The sequence below is a fragment of the Rhodococcus sp. USK10 genome, from assembly GCF_019378875.1.
Taxonomy (GTDB): domain Bacteria; phylum Actinomycetota; class Actinomycetes; order Mycobacteriales; family Mycobacteriaceae; genus Rhodococcus_F; species Rhodococcus_F pseudokoreensis.
Genome location: NZ_CP076047.1, coordinates 992,012 through 1,011,528, shown reverse-complemented (window position 1 = coordinate 1,011,528; position 19,517 = coordinate 992,012). Strand labels below are relative to the sequence as shown.

Here is a 19,517-nt window from a genome sequence, read left to right as displayed (position 1 = left end):
CACCCGTCCAGGCGGTTGACTCCGACCACCGAGGATCTTTCGTTCGGCGCTCTCGCCAGCGGGGAACATTTTTGCCGACCGAGCCATCCGGCCGGCGGGGCCTCCGCGGACACGGGCGCCGTTACGGCCTGAACCGCGGCTCGTCGTCGGACTGCCGACGCACCGGCACCTCAATCTCGGTTCGGCGGCTGATCTTCACTGTGTCTGAAGCGGTCCATGATCTCGGTAAGGTGGTGGGCGCTCATCGGGTCCGCGTCGAGATCATCCGCGCCGGGGCGAAGTCCCGCGATCATGATGGCCATGATCCGACGCCAACCGGTGTCGGTGACGCCGCGTGTCGTCGTGACGACGCCCCGAACGGACCAGAAGATCAGGTCCAGGTCGGCGTCGGTGGCATCCTCCCGGATGCGGCCGTGCTGTTTGGCTCGGGCCAGGAGTTCGAACAGAATCCATCGATACTCGTCCCGCAGACTCGTGGTCTCGTCGTCGTTCCACATGCGAGACAGGCATCCCCGGTTCGATGCGAGGATGGCACCGGTGCCGTAGAGCACCTGCTCGAGGCCTTCCCCGTTCGGCGCGGAGGACGCCTCGTGGGCGAGGGCCACGAACTCCTGGAGGACTTGTCGGACGAGCTCGCTGACCAGTGCGTCCTTGGTGGGGAATCGGCGGTAGAGGGTGCCGATGCCGACACCGGCGACCCGGGCGATCTCGTCGACACCCACGTCCAAGCCACGCTCGCTGAACACGGTCGCTGCCGCGTCGAGTAGCCGTTGCCGGTTCTCCGCGGCGTCGCGGCGCAGTACCTTACCGTCTGCCTGTTTGCTCGCGTCGGTCCTCATTCGGATTCGTCGCCCACCAGTGTGCCGCCTGCGACCATCGCGAGTTCCGGGTGCCGCAGCTCGGTCGACTCTTCGAGATGCGTGGACTGGTCCCGCTTCATCGCCGGGATGAACAAGGCCGCGACGGCGCCGAGGCCGACTGCGACGCCCAGCATGAGGAATCCGTGGGTGTAGCCGGATTCCTGCGGAATCCCCGATGGGGACGCTCCTGAGGTGACGACGCTGGCCATGATTGCGGCGCCCAGCGCGCCGCCGATCGTGCGGATGTTGGCGTTCATACCGCTCGCGACACCAGTTTGTTCCGCGGACACAGAAGCGACGACAACATTGGACATCGCCGAGAAGGCAAGGCCGAAGCCGATCCCGACCAACGCCATGGCGAGGTAAATGTCCAACTCGGTCTCATGCCGAGACGCCACCACGAAATACCCGAGCGCACTCACGAGCGACCCTGCGATCAGGAGGTTCTTCGAACCCAATCGAGCCGCGAGGCGGCCGGAGGTGAGTCCGAGCAGGAACATTCCCGCGCTCACGGGCAGCAGCATCAGCCCCGACTCGGTGACCGAAGCACCGAAACCGTAGCCGGCGGACATCGGTGTCTGCAGAAACTGCGGGAGGAAGCCGAATGCGGCGTACATGCCGACCCCCATCAGCAGCGCCAGCAGGTTCGCGGCCCACACGCTTCGGATGCGCATCATTGTCATGTCGATCAGCGGGTTGGCAGATCGCGCTTCGACGACCACCCAGGTCACCACCAGCACGGCCGCGGCTACCAGCAGCGCGACGACGATCGGTGAACCCCACCCCCAGGTCGGGGCCTCGCTCACACCGAGCAGTAGCGCGACGAGCCACCCGGACAGCAGTAATGCGGTGAGCCAGTTTATTTTTCCGGCAGTTCGGACGCGGGACTCGGGGACCAGGATCTGCGCGGCCACCCCTGCCAAGACGACCATGATCATCGGGATCCAGAAGAGCCAGTGATAACTCAGCACGGCGACAATGGGACCAGCAAGGACGATGCCGAGACCCGCGCCGACCGCGGTGAGGGCGGCGATGATTCCCACGGCGCCAACCACCTTGTCCTCGGGAAATTCGTCGCGGATGATGCCGAACGCCAAGGGCAGCACCCCGCCTCCAATGCCCTGGATCACCCGCGCCGCGATCATCACCGGCAGCGAGGTGGCAAGGGCTGCGAGTAGCGATCCTGCCGCCAGTGCGACGAGTGCAACGACGAACACACGCTTCTTCCCGTGCATGTCACCGAGTCGTCCCATGACCGGCGTGAAGATCGAGGCCGACAACAGGTAGGCGGTCAATACCCAGGTGATGGCGGTCTGTGTCGTGCCCAGCCCCGACTCGAGGGTGGGCAGCACCGGCATGACGAGTGACTGTAGGAGGGCAAAGGCGCCGACACCGAGCGTGAGAACGGCAAAGGTCAGCTGGTGGTGCGTCCGCGTCGAGGCGGTTTTCATAAATACTCCCAACAAAGCGGAGCATTCACTCCGCTTGTCGAGGAATCTATCATTCGAAGCGCCCACCGCGCCGAGTCTCTCGGAGAACGCCCCTCGACTCCTGGCAATTGAGAGATAGGGTGCCCGACGCCGCCACCCATACCATCGTCTTAGGCACCACGGAATCTGCTCGTCGCGACCGGAGCAGAGCGTGTCTGCAATGTGCTGACAATGGTGGTGGATGGCGAACACAGCGAAGTACGCCACCGAGGGAGGTGGTGGCGTACTTGTCGTATTGAGTGGCGATGTGCGCCACTGCTCGAGACCCCCGAAACCACCTCGACGGTGTTGCGTTCGCGGTAGCGGCCCTTGTCGAATGCCGGCTGTCGACCCTCGCCCGGTCCTGGTCACTGCGTTCGGGGGATCGCTAATGTCTCGGCCGTCAGGATTACAGGACCTCTGCCGGCGACGATGCCAGCGCATGCTCAATTTCTTCAGTACTCAAAACCTGCGAATAGTAGATCGCGAGATTGAGCAGTGCTGCATTATGTTCCTCGTCGGTCATCGCAGCCGTTGCATCTGTAGCCATTACGACATTGAAGCCATACTGAAAAGCATCGCGGGCCGTGCACTCACAGCACCCATTGGTGACCAGGCCCGTGATAATAACGGTTTCGATGTCGTGTTCGGAAAGGATCTCGTTGAGCTTGGTCCCGGCCATCGGATGGAGCGGACTTGACTGCACTTTGACTACGTTGACGTCCCCCGGAAGCTGCTCGATTGCCGGATGAATCTCATATGACGGGCTTCCAGGCCGAAGCGCCGCCTCAACGTCGTCACCCGGTTCAGTCGGTACAGGCTCTGCGTCAATCCCGGCGATGGAATGCTGCGTGAAAACCACGAGACCACCGGTACGGCGAACTGCAGCGTTGACTCGATTCGCGTTTTCCAGAATGTCCAGCGCATGTTCATTAGCCATCGGTTGGCCTTCATCGATGAAGAAACGCTGAAAATCGATCGCAATGACAGCCGTTTTTGCGGGATCGATTGACTTTTCCAATCCCATCAGGTTGCCACGCTCAACTGCGGAAGAAGGTATAGAAACCTTGTGCATGTCAAACTCCTTTAATTTTTCGTTTGCGTTGCCCGACACGTCTTTGCGTCAGCAGGTACTTTGCTTTCTGCGCGTCGGTGCAGCCCGACAACTCGCGAGCGGACCGTCATAGAGCTCACCGGAGCGTGGAACGGGGCGGCCGTCTACGTCAGGACGCGGTCCCGGGTTTCCGGCATCCGTGCGTACACGACCACGCCCACCAGTGCCGCCGCGGCGACATAGAGCCATACCCAGTCCTGCAGGCCGCTGGTGGCCAACAAGGTCGTGATGTAGGGGGCCGTTCCGCCGAAGACAGCCACCGCGATGGCGTAGGGGAAGCCGATCCCGGTGGTGCGCACCTCGGCGGGGAACTGCTCAGCCATGACCGTCGCGATGAGCCCGGCATAGCCGGCCAGCAGTGTGACGCCCACGATCTCCACGGCGAACAGTGTCCAGAAGCCGCCGGTCTCGAGCAGCCGGAACGCCGGATACGCGAAGACCAGGAAACCGGCTGCGAAAGTCAACATCACCGGTTTGCGCCCGACGCGGTCTGCGAGGATTCCGACGAACGGCAGCAGACACAGAAAGTAGGCCAGCGCGATCGTGTTCGCCACCAGCGCGGTCTGCAGTGTCATCGTGCCGATCACCGCGCTGACGTAGCCCGGCATGTAGTTGATCCAGACGTAGTAGATCAGCACGCCGGCGGCCGCCATCCCGATCACGCGGAGCACCGCGCGGGGGTGCTTTCGGAAGACTTCGGTCAGAGGATTCCGCGGTATGCGGCCCGCCTCTTGCGCGTTTCGGAAGCTGTCGGTCTCGTCCAGACCGACACGCAGCCACAGACCCACTAGGCCCAGAAGTCCGCCCACGATAAAGGCGGCCCGCCAACCCCACGCCGACATGGCCTCCGGTTCCAGCGCGGACGTCAGAACCAGAGCGAGCACGGCGGCGATCAATACACCCAGTCCTCCTGAAACCTGTTGCCACGATCCCGCGAAGGCGCGGCGCTTCCCGGTCGCGGATTCGACGAGCAGTGCCGAGGACGAGCCGAATTCACCTCCAGCAGAGAATCCCTGGACCAGGCGAGCCAACAACAGCACGATCGGTGCCACGACCCCGATCTGGTCGTAGGTCGGGCACAACGCGATGACGAAGGCGCAGCCCGCCATCATCACGATGGTCAGCGTCAACCCCTTCTTACGGCCGTAGCGATCAGTGAAGGCTCCGATGACGGCACCACCGACCGGGCGCATCACGAAACCGACCGCGAAGACGGCAAGCGTCGCGAGCAGGCCTGCAGCAGGTGCGCCGGGCGGGAAGAACTGGGTCGCGAATACCGGGGCCAGCGCACTGTAGAGCGCCCAGTCGATCCATTCGACCGTATTGCCGACGGATCCCGCTATCAGTGCCTTGCGTTTCTTGCGGGACTCGATCCGAGACGCACTCGGAAGAGTACGACTGCCTTGGACGGACAATGTCCAACCTCCTGCGGGGGTTCCGCGCTCAGGGTGTTCGGTGTTCCCAATGACCGACTGTGATCCAGATTACTACGGATAACATATGCATCTTTACTTGCGGCGACCCCAGTTGTCAACACTGAGAAAAATCGTGCCATCGAGTGGTAACACGATGCCCATCAGTCACATACGGGTAGGGGCAGAGCGTTGCGCTCTGCCCCTACCCGTGTTGTCAATTGTCCGTAGCCGGTCAGCTTCCGACGAAGTGCGCCGGGCGCTTCTCGGCCAGGGCGCGGCGGGCCTCGCGAGAATCTTCGGTCGACATGACGACGGCGTGATGGGAGGAAATGAGGTCGAGAGCCGTTCGGAGGTCGTGCTTCTCACCCAGTCTCGCGCTGCGCTTGATCATCTGCACCGCCACCGGAGGCTGACGAGCGATTTCGGTGGCCAACGCACGTATCGCCTCGTCCAACTGGTCGTCGGGGTGGACGGCACTGACCAGTCCCAGGGAGAACGCTTCCTGCGCCCCGACGACCTTCCCGGTCCACATCAGCTGCAGGGCGGTGGCGGTGCCGACGAGACGGGGCAGAAGGTAACAGCCCCCGTCGCCGGGGACGAGGCCCACCCGGATGTATGCCTGGGAGAACCGGGCGGACTCGGACGCCAGCCGGATATCGGCGAGCAGCGCCATGTCCATCCCTGCACCGAACGCGTCCCCGGAGACTGCGGCCAGGTAGGGCTTGCTGAGCGCCTCAGCAGCGTGGGCGACCCGGTGCACGTGCTGGGTCAGAAGGTTCTTGGCGCCGAGGGGTGTTGGTTCGATGCTGTCGAGCACCGCGAGATCGACACCCGAGCAGAATGATCCGCCGGCACCGGTCAGGACGACGACACGCACGTTCGGGTCGTGTTCGGCCTCGATCAGCGCGTTCGCCCAGGTGTCGATCATTTCCAAGGTGAAGGCATTCTTCCGCCGTGGCCGGTTGAGCCGGATGGTGGCGATGTGTTCTGTCACTTCGTATTCGATGTCTGCCATGGTGGTTCCTTCGGTGTGCGCGGCCGGCGACCTCGGCGGGCCGGTCCGCGATGACTCGGTCAGTCCGCGGCTCCGAGGACGAGGACGTTGTAGTACTGGGCGCCGGATCCGGCACCGGCGACCAGGCCCGTTCGAGCACCGGATACTTGTCTGTTGCCACCGTGTCCGCGGATTTGCCGGACGGCCTCGATGATCTTCAAGGTCGGTGCACCCCAACCAATGTGACTGAAGGACATAACACCGCCGTCGGTGCAGGTGGGTAGTCCTCCGTCGATTCCGATTCCGGTGTCGAACGCGAACGGTCCGCCGTCACCTTGTTTGCAGAAGCCGAGGGCTTCGTATTGCCGGAGGACTTCGGCGGAGTTGACGTCGTACAACTGGACGAAGTCGAGATCTTGTGGTTCGAGGCCGGCGGCGTGGTAGGCGCGGCGTGAGGCGTCGGCTCCGATCATCCAGACGTCGTCGTACCGGGGTGGGTCGACATACTGCTGGCGCATCCATTCGGCGCCGCCGCCGAGGATGCGGACCGGTGTGGACGGAAGGTCGCGGGCCCGATCCATCGATGTCACGACCAGTGCGGCGGCGCCTTCGTTGGCCAGGCATACTTCCAGTCGGGTGAAGGGATCGACGAGCTTGGGTGCGGCGAGGACGTCCTCGGCGGTGTACGGGCCGCGCCCGGCCATCACGGCATCGGGATTGGCTGATCCGGTGTTGCGGATGGTGGCGGCGACTTCGGCCATCGCGTCGCGGGCATGCGGGTACTCGTGCAGGTAGCGCTGGGCGACGAGCGCGAACTGGGCGGTGGTGAACGATCCGAAGGGTTCGACGAATTCGTTCGCAGGTCGAGTGTAGGAGGCGACCCGGCCGGCTTCGGCGCTCATCACCCCGGCTTGGCCGCCGGTGATCAGCACCGTGTGGCATTGGCCGGTCGCGATCGCGGCGGCGGCGTCGAGGACCGCGGGCACTCCCTGTGGGTAGGTGTCGCCGATCCAGCGCACCGGGATTCCCAGCAGCCCTGCCCAGTCCGCCGATCCGGGCTGGAAGACGGTGCCACCAGGGCCTGGCCAGCGGGCGCAGATGCCGTCGACCTCGGTCCGGTCGATGCCGGCGTCGGCGAGGGCCGCCTTGGCGGCGTGCACGCTGGCGGTCAGCGAGTTCATCTCGAGACGCCGGGCCTGCTGGGTCATCCCGACGCCGACGACGGCGATGTCGTGAAAGGGGTGGTGGGTTGTCATGACACGCCGGCCGGGGACGCCAACTTCTCCCGCACTTGGGCTTTCGTGATCTTTCCGACCGCATTGCGGGGGAGCTCGTCCCACACCTCGATGCGTTCGGGGACCTTGATACTCGGCAGGCCCTGCGCGCGGCACCATTGCCTGAGTTCCTCGACCGAGGGGGATTGTGGGCCGCTAACGACGACGACCGCGGCGATCGCCTCACCCCATTCGGGGTCGTCGAGGCCGACGACGGCGGCCTCGCGGACCTGCTCGTGCAGGGTCAGCACGTTCTCGATCTCGGTGGGCGCGATGTTGAATCCGCCGCGGATGATGAGGTCCTTCTTCCGGCCCACGATCTTCAGATAGCCGTCGGAGGTCCATTGTCCGATGTCACCGGAATGCATCCACCCGTCCAGGAGCACCTCCGCGGTGCGCTCGGGTTCGCGGTAGTAGCCGACCATTGTGTACGGGGTGCCGAACACGATCTCGCCGCGCTCCCCCGGGGGGACGTCGGCTCCGGTGTCGTCGATCAGGCGCACCATCACGGCCATCGACTCTTTGCCGCAGGTGGAGAACAGTTCCGGATGTCCAGCTGCCGCGAGGGCGTGGTCACTCTTACGGAGCATGGTGCCGATCGAGGCGATCTCCGCCATGCCGTACAACTGCACGAAGATCGGTCCGAACCGCTCGACGAGGGCTGCCACCCGGTCCGGGGCGATCGGCGCGGATCCGTAGCCGATCGTCTGCAGGGTCGGAATGGTGTCGGGGCCGTACTCGGATTCGAGGAGTCTGATCAGCATGGTGGGTACCAGGAAGGTGTGGGTGACCGCGTTCGACTGCACGTCCTCGACGAACCGTTCGGGCTTGAATCCACGGGAGTCCGAGAATCCGATCGCGCCGCCGAGCAGCGTCAGCGGCGCAAGGGTGATCTGCATGCTGGAGTTGTGCGGGATGGTGATCATCCACCGCGTCTGCGGGGTGAGTTCGTATTCGACCGCGGCCACCGCGGCGTGCTGCAGGGTGGCGCCGACGCTGAAGAGGATGCCCTTCGGTCGTCCGGTCGTGCCGCTCGAGTACACGATGCAGAAGTCGTCGTCCGGGCCCACCTGCCGCTCGAGCGCCGGTGTGGTCTCTGACGAGGCGCTCAACTGGGTCTCGTACTGGGTCGGATCGTCGATATCGAGTACGACGGTGTCGGTGCCGTCGGTGAGCCGCCGGGCCATCGGTGCCAGCTCGGAGTCGGCGAGAATGACTTTGGGATCGCAGTTGGTGAAGATGTCGGCGTATTCGGGCTCACCCAGCCGGAAGTTCAGGCCGACGTAGACGGCGCCCGCCTTGGCGCAGCCGCCGACGAGTTCGAGCACCTCCATGCGGTTGGCGACCAGCACGGCGACGCGATCGCCGCGGGCCACTCCGTAGCGGTCGATCAGGAGATTGGCCAGGCGGTTGGCGCGGTCGTTGACCTGCGCCCAGGTGCGTGACCGGGTGCCGGCGAAGCAGGCCAGGGCGTCGGGTTCCCGGCGGGCGTTTCTACTGAAGGCGAGTCCGATGTTCATCGCGGCTCCTCTGTGTCGATGGTATGGAAGGCGGGGAAGGTCCAGTTCTCATCGATGTCGACGAAGGTCACTTCCACGCGTGCGCCGATCGGCGTCGGCTCGTTCCCTGTGGTGACGATGTTGGTGAGCAGTTGCCATCCCTCGTCCATCTCGACGATCGCCAACTCGTACGGGGCCGGCAGCGCCGGGGACGGCGATCGATGAACGACCGTGCTGCTGTACACAATTCCGCGGCCGGTGCTGGTCTGGTAACTCCACTTCTCGCCGAGGCAGTGGGGGCAGATCAGCTGGGGTGTGAAGAAGCTGCGCGAGCAGTCGTCGCAGACGGGACGGACCAGGTGGCGCTCACGAGCGGCCGCCCAGAACGGTGCTGTCAATTCGCCAGGCGTGGGAAGCGGCCGCGCATGGTGCACCTCGATCATCGGCCACCGACGAGGAGCAGATGAGCGGCTTCCGCGACGGACATGCCGATGGTGACACCACGGTCGCGGGCGGGTCCGTTGCAGACGCTGATCGACCCTTCGTGGTAGCCGCGGAACGCGTCCCCGATCGGTGCCGTCCGGCCGTCGATGCACGCACCGGCCAGTCCGGCGTCCTCGGCGGTGCGCAGGCCGACGATGCCGGACTCGTTCTTCGACATGCCTCCGTCGTGGCAGATGAAGGCCCACGGATCGGCTTCGAGCAGGAACTTCGCGCCACTGCGCCCTGTGTGGCCCGCGGTCACCATGACGCTGCGGCCGGCGTCCTCCGGCAACGCCCAGACGATGGAGTCGGTGACGACGATCCTTCGGCCGTCCTCGAGCTCCTCGACGACTTCCCGCCGAATTTTGTTCCCCACGGTGGTGTCGGTCAATTCCTTGTCCCGCAACAGTTCGGCGGCCTGGCGAACGGGCATCCCGACCGACACGCCCAAGCATTCGGCGTGGTAGTTCACATGAGAAATCAGACCGTTGTCGTAGAGATCGCGTCCGTTGCCCATCTCCACGGTCATCCCGTCCGCGGTCGCAGCAGGAATACCCAGTGCCTCCAGGTACCAGAGCCCGGCGATCCCGGCCCCGTCCTTGCCGACACAGGCGTCGTGCCCGATGACCCCGCGGGGTCGGTGGATGGCACACATGCGGGCGGGAAGGACACCGATGTACGACGCCGGTAGGACGACATCCCGATCTGTGTTCCGCTCATCTACCCAGCGGGCGGAGTCCATGATGATGATCCGGCGCCCGTCACGCTCGGCAACCACTTCCTGGGGATGGTCTTTTTCCCGCTCCAGCAGGGTCTCGCCCACGTCAGTTCTCCTTGCTCGTCACACACGTGAATCAATATGTGGTGATATCATAGGCATATTTAAACGCTCTTGAGAAGGGGCTTCCGCAAACAGATTCCCCGCCCGCGCCCTGCAGGGCGCGGGCAGGACGCCGATCAGCCAAGGGCTTCGGCCCGAGTCTCGACCGGCAACACTAATCATGCTTATATTAATTACGTTAACCCGGTGCTTCTGCCAAACAGGGGCGACCGGGGCTTCGAGACGGAGGAGAATCGTATGAATCTGGATGGAACATCCGCGCTGGTCACGGGAGGGGCATCGGGCCTGGGATTGGCCAGCGCGCGCGCACTGGCCAAACGGGGCGCGCACGTGACGCTCCTGGACTTACCCACGTCCGCCGGAGAGGCGGTGGCCGCGAGCTTCGGTGGCAGCGCCAGCTTCGCAGCCGGCGACGTCACCGACGAGGAAACGGTGTCGGCCGCCCTTGACGCCGCGCAATCCCACGGCCCCCTGCGTGCGGTGGTGCACTGCGCCGGACGGAGTCATACGATGCGCATCCTGGACAAGGAAGGGCAACCCAACCCGCTCGAGAACTACGCGGGAGTGATCCAGACCAACCTCATCGGCTCCTATAATGTGCTGCGCCTCAGTGCCGCCCGGATGGTGAGCAACGAACCCCTCGACGGGGATCGCGGCGCGATTGTGATGACGGCATCGGTTGCGGCCTGGGAGGGCCAGGTGGGGCAGATTCCCTACGCTTCGTCGAAGGCAGGCGTGGTCGGTATGACGATCGTCGCCGCACGAGACCTCGCCACTCATCAGATCCGCGTCGCGACGATCGCACCCGGTATCTTCGACACCCCTCTGCTCGCACGGCTGCCGGAGAACGTGCGCGACAAGCTCGGACAGTCGGTGCCGCACCCCAGCCGTCTCGGTGATCCGGCGGAATTCGGCGAACTCGCCGTCCACATCATGGAGAACTCCATGATCAACGGTGAAACCATCCGCCTCGACGGCGCGATTCGGATGGCACCGCGATGAGCACCACCGAGGCGCCCGCATCACTGGCGATCGATAGCCCGATGGACGGGGTCGTCGTCCTCACGATCAACCGGCCGGCGGCCCGTAACGCCGTCGACCTGGCCACCGCTAGGGCGATCAGCGGCGCCCTCGACGCACTCGACGACGACCCGAACTGCCGCGTCATCGTGCTGACCGGCGCGGGCGGACATTTCTCGGCGGGAATGGACCTCAAGGCTTTCCGCGCGACGGGCGAACGTCCCGTCGACGACAAGCGGGGACCATTCGGCCTGGTCCGCATGCCACCGATAACGCCGCTCATCGCCGCTGTCGAGGGAGCTGCCGTGGGCGGAGGGTTCGAGATCGCGTTGTCGTGCGATCTCATCGTGGCCGCCGAGGACGCGGTGTTCGGGCTCCCCGAGGTGCAGCGCGGACTTACCGCCGCCGGCGGCGGGCTGTTGCGACTGCCCTCGCGCATCCCGTACCACCTTGCCATGGAGGCGGCCCTGACCGGACGGCGTCTGACCGCTCGATGGTGCGCCGAACAGGGCCTCGTCAACAGAATCGCTGCGCCCGGCGGTGCGCTCGATACGGCCATTGATCTCGCCGAGGAAATCGGTCGCAACGGCCCCCTGGCCGTGCAGGCGTCGAAGAAGGTGATCATCGAGTCCGGCAGCTGGGCCACCGATGAGGCGTTCGAGCGTCAAGAAGCCATCGTCGACCCGATTCGTCACTCCGCCGACGCACGCGAAGGCGCGACTGCTTTCGCCGAGAAGCGGAAGCCGATCTGGTCCGGTCGATGACAGTCCCGGCAAGCTACAGACGAGCGCATCCCCGGACAGAGCTTGACGACCTGAGCGGCGGCGTGGCCGAACTCATGTTGCATCTGCGGGGACGGTCCCGTGCCCTGCAGCTACACCAGTGATACAAGGCCCAAGGAGCATCGGATGCTGGAAGCGAATGGCACTAGCATAGGCATCACCCTGAACGACGTGACACCACAGACCTATGAGCCGCGGATGCCGCCGAAACGCGCCGAGGTGATCGCCCAGCGGATCGTCAAGGACATCCGGGCTCGCGGACTTCGTCCCGGTGAACCCCTGGCCACGGAAACCGACATGTGCGCCGCCCACAATGTCGGCCGGAGCACCCTGCGGGAGGGGCTGCGCATCCTCGAGCTTCTCGGGGTGGTCGAGATTCGTCCCGGGCGGGGCGGCGGGCCGATCGTGGCCACACCAAATTCCCGCCACCTCGCAAGCACCATGGCATTGCTGATGCAGTTCTCGGAGACCACATTCCGCTCCGTCATCGAGCTCCGGGGATACATCGAGCCCATCGCCGCATCGCTGTGCGCGGTGCACCGGAGCGAGCAGACGGTCCTCGCCCTGCAGGAGTCGGTGGCCAACATGGCGGCCGACATCGACGACGAGGCCACCTTCCTGCAGGAGAATCACCACTTCCACACCCTCGTGGCCACCGGCGCCAACAATCCGTTGATCACCTACATTTCCAACTCCCTCGATTGGGTTCTCGACGGCGCGCCGCTGGGCGTGCAGTACACCAGAAAAGCTCGCCGCTCGGTGCTCGCGGTGCACGATCTGATCTGCCGAACGGTTGAGGCGGGACAACCTGCCGAGGCGGCGGAGGCGATGCGACGCCACGTGGCCGAGTCGGCGGCGTACTTTGAGACGAAGTACCCGAATGTCATGCGGCAAGTCGTTACGTGGGAAATGTACGGCCTCTGATGTTCTTCCGGACGCAAAGCCCGTATCTCCCCATCTAGGTGGGATGCGGGCTTTTCGTGTGCAGCGGTGTGGATTCGGAAGTCGGAGCCATGACGCCCCCGTAGCGTCCGCGGAGAACAGGGCCCGTGGCAGTGTTGCGCCTACCCGCCCGCAGTCGCCGATACGAGGGTCGCGAGCATCTTTCGGCGTCCGGATCGTCGGCAGGGATTGCTGTCCTCTTCCCGCCGAGTTCGAGGACAGTCCGTGCCGGCGACGTCTGCTGGACAACTTCTTTGTGCCGCTGCGGTGCCGCCGGTCAGGTGAGCAGGAGGTACTTGCTGGTCTTCGGGCTCCGCGCCAGACCACTGTTGTCGATCTGCGGTTCAGGGGATTGACCAGAGCTTTTCGGGCGTGTGACCCAGATCTCGACAACTCGCTCGACTGTCTGTATGGTACATAACATAGCAATATTTTAGGTCCCTTCGTTGAATCGAGGAAAGCACCCATGACCACCGCGTATGCAGCCGCTCAGTCCACCGAGAAGAAGCAGTCGTTGACGATCATCGACTCCGACGTCCACCCCTACATGGAGAACGGGCTCGCAACTCTGGTGCCCTACATGAGCAAGGCATGGCAGAACCGCATCGGCAGCGGATTGGGCGGCGGCCACACGGTGGCATCGCAGTTCCACCTGCCCCTGGATTACCTGTACATCAACTCCTCCGGTGGCATGCGTGGCGATACCTCCCGCCCCGGCATGTCCCCGGCGACCGACCCCGCATTCACCGCCACCCAGCTTCTCGACGGAGCCGGTATCGATCGGGCGATTCTGTTGTCCGGACATCTGCTGGGTATTGGAGCGATGCCCGATCCGCAGGTCGCCGCCACCATCGCCTCGGCATACAACGACTGGATGTGTGAACGCTGGCTCCAGTTCGACAAGCGGTACCGCGGTGGCCTCGTCATCGCCCCCCAGGACCCCGAACTCGCCGTCAAGGAGATCGACCGGATGGCCGATCGCCCCGGAATCGTCGAGATCTTCATGCCGCTGCACGACATCCTGATGGGCGAGAAGCACTACTACCCGATCTACGAGGCCGCCCAGCGCCACGGGCTCCCCATCTGCGTGCACCCCAGTGGTACCGAGAACGTCTACGCTCGCGCCCCCAGGATGGCCGGCACCCCGACGTACTACATCGAATGGCACGCCCTGCTCGGTCAGATCCATCAGGCGAACACCGCGAGCCTGCTGTGCCACGGTGTGTTCGAGCGCTTCCCGCAGCTGAAGATCGTCATCGCCGAAGGCGGCATCGCCTGGATCGCGGAACTGTCCTGGAAGCTGGACGCCGACTGGTACGGACTGCGCGACGAGATCCCCTGGGTCAAGCGGCACCCGAGCGACTATCTCAACGAGAACATGCGGTTCACCACGCAGCCGTTCGTCGAGCCGCCGAAGAAGCAGCATCTGCTTGCGCTGATGGACATGATCAACGCGGAGAAGGTTCTGATGTTCAGTTCCGACTACCCGCACTGGAACTACAACGACCCCACCAACGCCCTTGCCGGTCTGCCGGAGGACCTCCAGCGCCGGATCATGTTCGACAATCCGCGGGAGTTCTACGGTGACCGCCTCAACTGAGTGGGATACCACGGCCATGAATGTCATGCTGACGACAAACGACACCGAAGTCGACCTCGACCTCGTCGTGCACGACCGGCGGATGCTGACGCCGGACATCGTGGCGTTGGATCTTCGGGCGAATGACGGTGCACTTCTTCCGGTATGGTCGCCCGGCGCACACGTCGAGATGAACCTCGAAAACGGGATGTCCCGACAGTATTCCTTGTGCGGCGATCCGGGCGATCGGCAGACGTGGACCGTCGCGGTGCTTCGCGAACCGAGCAGCCGAGGCGGATCCGACTACATCCACGACAACCTGCCCGCAGGAACGAGCGTCAAGAGCCGGGGGCCGAGGAACAACTTCCCCCTCGAGCCCGCAGGTACCTACAAGTTCGTGGCCGGCGGAATCGGCATCACCCCGATCCTGCCCATGATCGCCGCGGCGGAAGCATCCGGCACCCCCTGGACCCTTCTCTACGGCGGCCGTTCGCTCGAATCGATGGCCTTCCGAAAGGATCTCGCCCGCTACGGCGACAAGGTGCGTATTCACCCGCAGGACACCCATGGGCTACTCGATCTGGCGACCGAGCTGGCCGATCCCGCGCTCGGGACCGCGGTCTACTGCTGCGGCCCCGAACCGCTGCTCGCCGCGATCGAGAATCACTGCGAATCGACCTGGCCTGCAGGAGCGTTGCATGTGGAAAGGTTCCGCGCCGATCTGCCGGACCTGACGCACGCCCGTCCGATCGAGGTCGAACTGGCCCAGTCCGGCATGACGCTGACGGTGCCGCCCGACAAGACCATCCTCGAAGTGCTGACCGAGGCCGATATCTACGTCGATTCGTCCTGCTCGGAGGGCACCTGTGGAACCTGTGAGGTGGTCGTGCTCGAGGGCACTCCGGAGCATCACGACGTGGTGCTCACCGAGAGCGAACGCGAGAGCGGCGAATGCATGATGGTCTGCGTCTCACGTGCCAAGAGCAAATGCCTCAAGTTGGACCTGTGAAACGCATGGCGCAGCAATGGGCGCATCCCGAACGGCCCGGATCCGGAGCCGACAACGCCCGGGTAGACAAGGAAAACTAATGGCTTTCGAACTGGATCAGAAGTACCTCGCTATTCGCGATGAAGCGGTTGTTGCGGCGGCCGCGGCCGAACCGTTCGCCGTCGAGGCCGACGCGATGAGCACCGCGCACGAGGGCATGCGGAAGGTGCTGGCCGACAGCGGCTTGTGGACACTGACCGTGCCGGCCCGCTGGGGCGGGCGGTTCGAGACTGTCGACCCGCTCGCGGTGTGCATCGTGCGGGAGGTCCTCATGGGGACCTCGGCGCACCTGGACTCGCTCTTCGCCCTGCAGGGCATCGGCAGCTTCGGACTGGCGCGGGCCGGGAGCGACAAGCTCCGGGACGAGTGGCTGCCCAAGGTCGCTTCCGGCGAGGTCCTCGCCGGACTCGGGCTGACCGAGCAGGACGCCGGCTCGGACCTGAAAAACATCGTCACCGAGGTGCGCCGGGACGGTGAACGCCTGGTGCTGAACGGCAACAAATCCTTCATCTCCAACGGCGGCGCGGCCGGCTTCTACTGCGTGCTGGCCCGGGAGGACGACGGCCTGAGCTTGTTCCTCGTCCCGGCGGAATCACCCGGCCTGACGATCACCCCCACCCCGGAGATCATCGCTCCCCACATCCTGGCCGAACTCACCTTCGACAACGTCGAGGTCTATGAGGGCAACCGCATCGGCGAAATCGGCAAGGGACTCGAGCATGTCCTCGCCACCCTGGCAGTGTTCCGCGTCTCGGTTGCGGGTGCATCGGTCGGGCTCGCCCAGGCCGCCCTGGACGAGGCTGCACGACACGCAGGCACGCGCGTTCAGTTCGGGCGCCCGCTGGCCAAGCTCGGCGCGGTCGCCGACATGCTCGGTGCATCGTGGGCCGAACTCGAAGCGGCCCGTCTGCTGACCTACAAGGCCGCCGACATGGCCCGGGTCGACCCAGCGGCATCTCTGCACTTCAGTTCCATGGCGAAACTCGTCGCCAGCGAGACAGCGGGCCGCGTCACCGACCGTGCGGTGCAAATCTCCGGCCGCTTCGGACTGGTGCGCGACTCCAAGCTCGAGCGGCTCTACCGCCAGGCCCGCCCCATGCGGATCTACGAGGGTTCCTCGGAAATTCTCCGACTCGGTATCTCCAAGACACTCGTGAGCACCGTACTCACAGCCGATGCGGCCAGCGACGCGACGACCCAGGAAGGGACTCGACGATGAGCAACAACGCGGCACGTCAAGCCGTCATCATCGACGCGGTCCGGTCTCCAGTCGGCCGTGGTCACGCCGAAAAGGGAGTTCTCCGGGACGTTCACCCCGCCGACCTGTTGGGGCAGTGCTATGAGGGTGTCTTACAACGGGCGGGCATCGACCCGGCTGCCGTCGACAACGTGATCACCGGGTGCGCCAACCAGATCGCCGAGCAGTCCTCCGGCATTGCCCGTACCGCATGGTTGCAGAAAGGTCTCCCGGCGACCACAGGCGCCACGACGGTGGACATCCGGTGCGGCTCGAGCCAGCAGGCGGCACACTACGCGGCGTCGTCCATCACCGCCGGCATCGATCGCGCGGTGATCGCCGCCGGCATCGAGCACATGGGACGCAACGGTTTCCGTGTACACCAGGGTTCGCAGGAGCAGTGGGGTCAGGCGTTCACCGACGAACTACGCTCCCGGTACCCCCTTGTTTCCCAGGGCGTGGCGGCCGAGCGACTGGCCGACCGCTATGGGATCAGCCGCGCTGAAATGGACGAGTTCGCCGTGCTCTCCCACCACCGTGCCGCGGCCGCCGCCCGGGACGGGCACCTGGCTCGGGAAATCCACCCCATCGATGTCAACGGCACGAAAGTGGACACCGATCAAGGCATCCGCGCCGATTCGACAGCCGAGTCGCTGGCAGCGCTGAAACCGGTCTTCGCCGACGATGGAAAAGTGACAGCCGGAAATTCTTCCCAAATTTCCGACGGCGCAGCCGCTATCCTGCTCGCCAGCGCTCATTTCGCGCAGGAACACGGACTCCGGCCGCGTGCCCGGGTGGTGGACCAGGTGGTCCTCGGGGTCGACCCCGTTGACATGCTCACCGGCCCGATCCCGGCGACCACACGCATCCTCGAACGCAACAATCTGAGCATCCTCGACATCGACGCCATCGAGATCAACGAAGCATTCGCCTCGGTCGTGCTCGCCTGGCAGCGCGAATTCCAGCCCGACATGGACCGCGTCAACTCCTGGGGCGGCGCCATCGCGATCGGGCACCCACTCGGGACCACCGGCGCCCGACTCCTCACCACGATCGTCAACCGGTTGGAAAACACCGACACCCGCCTCGGCCTCGTCACGATGTGCTGCGGCGGAGGCCTCGGCACCGCCACGTTGATCGAACGAATTTGACCCACCCCAGCCACCATTCCCCACCACAGGAACGGTCTCACAGCACAACTGGAGCACCACAATGACACGCCACGTAATCGGCAAGTTGGACGAATTTCCCGACGACACCCGCCACGTCGTCGACATCGACGGCGAAGAGATCGCAGTTTTCAACGTCAGCGGCACCTTCCATGCGATGCGCAACGCCTGCCCCCACAAGGGCGCCCCACTATGCACACTCCCCCCCACCGGCATGATGCTCGAAAGCGCGCCACACGTCTACGAATGGGGCCGCGAGGGCGAAATCGTGCGGTGCCCCTGGCACGGCTTCGAATTCAACCTGTCGGACGGTAAATCAGTCGTCGCGCCCAAACTCAAGCTCCGTGCCCGTGTCTACAAAGTGGACGTCGAGGGCGAGGAAGTCGCGCTCTACACCTAAACGACGTCAGGCTCACCTTCGCACGATCGCCTGCTTCCGAATGCTCAGCGCTTAGGCAGCCACCCGAGGATCAGATGCTCGTCGACCGCTGATTTCGAAACGGCGCCGACATAACAGGTCTGCCCCCAACCTCGGTTCAGCCGAGAGCAAGATCTGCGCTTGTGAAGGACCGACCCGGTGTCCAGTTCACTCCCCGTGAATCTGGACACCGGCGGATGGTGAGGCCCTCGACTGACGGGCGGAAGTGACAACGACGCCAGGTTCAGATCAAGACAAGATGATCTGAACCGACACCATTTCCGCCGAAGCAAGCCGTCCCCCTTCCGCGCGGGCGGTGGCGGACGAGGACACCCACCCGCTCAGTGAATAAACTTGGTTTCGGCTAGGTCCCACAACGCCTGGTTGTCCCCGGGCGCGGGATTGAGTAGCGGGAGTGTAATGCCCCACCCGTGCGTGAGCAGGTAAACGCGACACAAGACCGCCGGCGAAGCAGACTTGCAGACGAGCGTGTCCGGCCGGTTCGCGCTGTCGAGCCGCGGTCCGGGTGCGTGAGTACGTCGCTGGTCGGGTTGCGGGTCTAGAGCGCAAGAACGGGTGGACGTTAGCCGACCGTGCCGGTCAGGGGAGCCCGGACGGGATGCAGCGGCTGCTGCGAGGGCGGACAGGGACGCCGGACGGGTCCGCCACGCTGTGCGTGCCAACGTGGTTGACCTCCTCGGCCACCGCAGCGGAGGCCATCCCGTTGTGGATCTGCGGCGCCGGTGGGAGCGGGCCACCCCGGAGGCGGTCATCTACCGCTACCGGGCAGGCATCGCGTGGCGGGACCTGCCCGAGTGCTCGGACCGTGGCAGACGGTGTTGGCGGCACCGCCGTTTCAGCGGCGACGGGACGTGGGACAAGATCCTCACCGCCCTACTCGCTGGGCCGACGCGGCCGGCCCGATCGACTGGGAGCTCTCGGTCGACTCCACGGTCAACGGTGCCCATAAGCACGCCACGAACCTGCCGAGGGATCTGGGGGCATCGGACTACATGAAACTGGGCGATGAGCCGCTTGATCATGCCATCGGGCGGTCCCGGGGCGGGCTGAGCACGAAGATCCACCACCTGTGCGACGGCAACATGCGTCCGTTGGTGATGCTGCTCGGACCCGGCCAGGGCGGGGACTCCCCGATGTTCAAGCACGTCATGCCTGCCTGGCGACCCGCTACGACAAGCTCGCGCTAACTACCGCGGCGGCATCCTGCGCGACCATCACCATCTGGCTCAAACCGCTCGCCGCCGCGAGCATCGGTCAACTCGCGCGGGTTTACGGCCGACCAGACCGAGCGAACCCTCAGACTCTCTTCGATCACCGAGACGATCGCCGCAAGCTCATCTCTATCCCTCGGG

18 protein-coding genes are annotated in these 19,517 nt (G+C 64.8%); 9 read left to right on the top strand and 9 right to left on the bottom strand.

Translation table 11 applies throughout. The annotated features are described in order from the left end of the window. Window positions 1–170 precede the first annotated feature (170 nt). The 9 genes from I1A62_RS05240 to I1A62_RS05200 all read right to left on the bottom strand — a co-directional run bounded on the left by I1A62_RS05240 (window position 171) and on the right by I1A62_RS05200 (window position 9,931). Window positions 171–839, bottom strand: a complete 669-nt coding sequence (locus I1A62_RS05240) for a TetR/AcrR family transcriptional regulator (protein WP_219454588.1) — start codon at window positions 837–839, stop codon at window positions 171–173. Continuing rightward, complete coding sequence (locus tag I1A62_RS05235; protein WP_219455126.1) at window positions 836–2,311, bottom strand: MFS transporter; 1,476 nt, start codon at window positions 2,309–2,311, stop codon at window positions 836–838. Before I1A62_RS05235 ends, I1A62_RS05240 begins: the two co-directional genes overlap by 4 nt. 427 nt (window positions 2,312–2,738) lie before the next feature. Continuing rightward, a complete protein-coding gene (locus I1A62_RS05230) occupies window positions 2,739–3,404 on the bottom strand; it encodes a cysteine hydrolase family protein (protein WP_219454586.1) in 666 nt (221 codons plus the stop codon). 143 nt (window positions 3,405–3,547) lie between these two features. Then, window positions 3,548–4,858, bottom strand: a complete 1,311-nt coding sequence (locus I1A62_RS05225) for an MFS transporter (RefSeq protein ID WP_219454584.1) — start codon at window positions 4,856–4,858, stop codon at window positions 3,548–3,550. Between the two features lie 232 nt (window positions 4,859–5,090). Then, window positions 5,091–5,873, bottom strand: coding sequence for an enoyl-CoA hydratase/isomerase family protein (locus tag I1A62_RS05220; protein WP_219454582.1), 783 nt, complete (start codon window positions 5,871–5,873; stop codon window positions 5,091–5,093). A gap of 59 nt (window positions 5,874–5,932) precedes the next feature. Beyond that, entirely contained in the window at window positions 5,933–7,108 is a 1,176-nt protein-coding gene (locus I1A62_RS05215; RefSeq protein ID WP_219454580.1) for a thiolase family protein, read from the bottom strand. Continuing rightward, window positions 7,105–8,646, bottom strand: coding sequence for a class I adenylate-forming enzyme family protein (locus tag I1A62_RS05210; RefSeq protein WP_219454578.1), 1,542 nt, complete (start codon window positions 8,644–8,646; stop codon window positions 7,105–7,107). The genes I1A62_RS05215 and I1A62_RS05210 overlap by 4 nt, the downstream gene beginning before the upstream one ends. After that, window positions 8,643–9,023, bottom strand: a complete 381-nt coding sequence (locus tag I1A62_RS05205) for a Zn-ribbon domain-containing OB-fold protein (protein WP_257890462.1) — start codon at window positions 9,021–9,023, stop codon at window positions 8,643–8,645. Before I1A62_RS05205 ends, I1A62_RS05210 begins: the two co-directional genes overlap by 4 nt. Window positions 9,024–9,064: 41 nt before the next feature. After that, window positions 9,065–9,931, bottom strand: coding sequence for a hypothetical protein (locus I1A62_RS05200; RefSeq protein ID WP_219454575.1), 867 nt, complete (start codon window positions 9,929–9,931; stop codon window positions 9,065–9,067). A 255-nt stretch (window positions 9,932–10,186) separates the two neighbouring features. On the opposite strand from I1A62_RS05200, the gene I1A62_RS05195 reads away from it, so the two are divergent. The 9 genes from I1A62_RS05195 to I1A62_RS47080 all read left to right on the top strand — a co-directional run bounded on the left by I1A62_RS05195 (window position 10,187) and on the right by I1A62_RS47080 (window position 19,352). Beyond that, the gene (locus I1A62_RS05195; protein WP_219454573.1) at window positions 10,187–10,951 is read left to right on the top strand and encodes an SDR family NAD(P)-dependent oxidoreductase; all 765 of its coding nucleotides are present in this window, start codon (window positions 10,187–10,189) and stop codon (window positions 10,949–10,951) included. Next, a complete protein-coding gene (locus tag I1A62_RS05190) occupies window positions 10,948–11,733 on the top strand; it encodes a crotonase/enoyl-CoA hydratase family protein (protein ID WP_219454571.1) in 786 nt (261 codons plus the stop codon). Before I1A62_RS05195 ends, I1A62_RS05190 begins: the two co-directional genes overlap by 4 nt. A 99-nt stretch (window positions 11,734–11,832) precedes the next feature. Then, a complete protein-coding gene (locus I1A62_RS05185; RefSeq protein ID WP_219454569.1) occupies window positions 11,833–12,675 on the top strand; it encodes a FadR/GntR family transcriptional regulator in 843 nt (280 codons plus the stop codon). 484 nt (window positions 12,676–13,159) lie between these two features. Continuing rightward, window positions 13,160–14,293, top strand: coding sequence for an amidohydrolase family protein (locus tag I1A62_RS05180; RefSeq protein ID WP_219454567.1), 1,134 nt, complete (start codon window positions 13,160–13,162; stop codon window positions 14,291–14,293). Between the two features lie 25 nt (window positions 14,294–14,318). Further along, the gene (locus I1A62_RS05175; protein ID WP_219454565.1) at window positions 14,319–15,281 is read left to right on the top strand and encodes a PDR/VanB family oxidoreductase; all 963 of its coding nucleotides are present in this window, start codon (window positions 14,319–14,321) and stop codon (window positions 15,279–15,281) included. Between the two features lie 79 nt (window positions 15,282–15,360). Next, on the top strand, window positions 15,361–16,539 hold the full coding sequence (locus tag I1A62_RS05170; protein ID WP_219454564.1) for an acyl-CoA dehydrogenase family protein: 1,179 nt from the start codon (window positions 15,361–15,363) through the stop codon (window positions 16,537–16,539). After that, on the top strand, window positions 16,536–17,708 hold the full coding sequence (locus I1A62_RS05165) for a thiolase family protein (RefSeq protein WP_219454562.1): 1,173 nt from the start codon (window positions 16,536–16,538) through the stop codon (window positions 17,706–17,708). The genes I1A62_RS05170 and I1A62_RS05165 overlap by 4 nt, the downstream gene beginning before the upstream one ends. Window positions 17,709–17,769: 61 nt before the next feature. Beyond that, window positions 17,770–18,126, top strand: a complete 357-nt coding sequence (locus I1A62_RS05160; protein ID WP_219454560.1) for a Rieske (2Fe-2S) protein — start codon at window positions 17,770–17,772, stop codon at window positions 18,124–18,126. 890 nt (window positions 18,127–19,016) lie between these two features. Continuing rightward, the gene (locus I1A62_RS47080; RefSeq protein ID WP_374710682.1) at window positions 19,017–19,352 is read left to right on the top strand and encodes a hypothetical protein; all 336 of its coding nucleotides are present in this window, start codon (window positions 19,017–19,019) and stop codon (window positions 19,350–19,352) included. Window positions 19,353–19,517: the final 165 nt, after the last annotated feature.

What these genes read in the sequence shown, in the direction of transcription:
- I1A62_RS05235 (WP_219455126.1), bottom strand. Translation starts at nt 2,311, where the DNA reads ATGAAAACCGCCTCGACGCGGACGCACCACCAGCTGACCTTTGCCGTT.
- I1A62_RS05195 (WP_219454573.1), top strand. Translation starts at nt 10,187, where the DNA reads ATGAATCTGGATGGAACATCCGCGCTGGTCACGGGAGGGGCATCGGGC.
- I1A62_RS05215 (WP_219454580.1), bottom strand. Translation starts at nt 7,108, where the DNA reads ATGACAACCCACCACCCCTTTCACGACATCGCCGTCGTCGGCGTCGGG.
- I1A62_RS05190 (WP_219454571.1), top strand. Translation starts at nt 10,948, where the DNA reads ATGAGCACCACCGAGGCGCCCGCATCACTGGCGATCGATAGCCCGATG.
- I1A62_RS05165 (WP_219454562.1), top strand. Translation starts at nt 16,536, where the DNA reads ATGAGCAACAACGCGGCACGTCAAGCCGTCATCATCGACGCGGTCCGG.
- I1A62_RS05240 (WP_219454588.1), bottom strand. Translation starts at nt 839, where the DNA reads ATGAGGACCGACGCGAGCAAACAGGCAGACGGTAAGGTACTGCGCCGC.
- I1A62_RS05170 (WP_219454564.1), top strand. Translation starts at nt 15,361, where the DNA reads ATGGCTTTCGAACTGGATCAGAAGTACCTCGCTATTCGCGATGAAGCG.
- I1A62_RS05230 (WP_219454586.1), bottom strand. Translation starts at nt 3,404, where the DNA reads ATGCACAAGGTTTCTATACCTTCTTCCGCAGTTGAGCGTGGCAACCTG.
- I1A62_RS05160 (WP_219454560.1), top strand. Translation starts at nt 17,770, where the DNA reads ATGACACGCCACGTAATCGGCAAGTTGGACGAATTTCCCGACGACACC.
- I1A62_RS05220 (WP_219454582.1), bottom strand. Translation starts at nt 5,873, where the DNA reads ATGGCAGACATCGAATACGAAGTGACAGAACACATCGCCACCATCCGG.
- I1A62_RS05180 (WP_219454567.1), top strand. Translation starts at nt 13,160, where the DNA reads ATGACCACCGCGTATGCAGCCGCTCAGTCCACCGAGAAGAAGCAGTCG.
- I1A62_RS05175 (WP_219454565.1), top strand. Translation starts at nt 14,319, where the DNA reads ATGCTGACGACAAACGACACCGAAGTCGACCTCGACCTCGTCGTGCAC.
- I1A62_RS05210 (WP_219454578.1), bottom strand. Translation starts at nt 8,646, where the DNA reads ATGAACATCGGACTCGCCTTCAGTAGAAACGCCCGCCGGGAACCCGAC.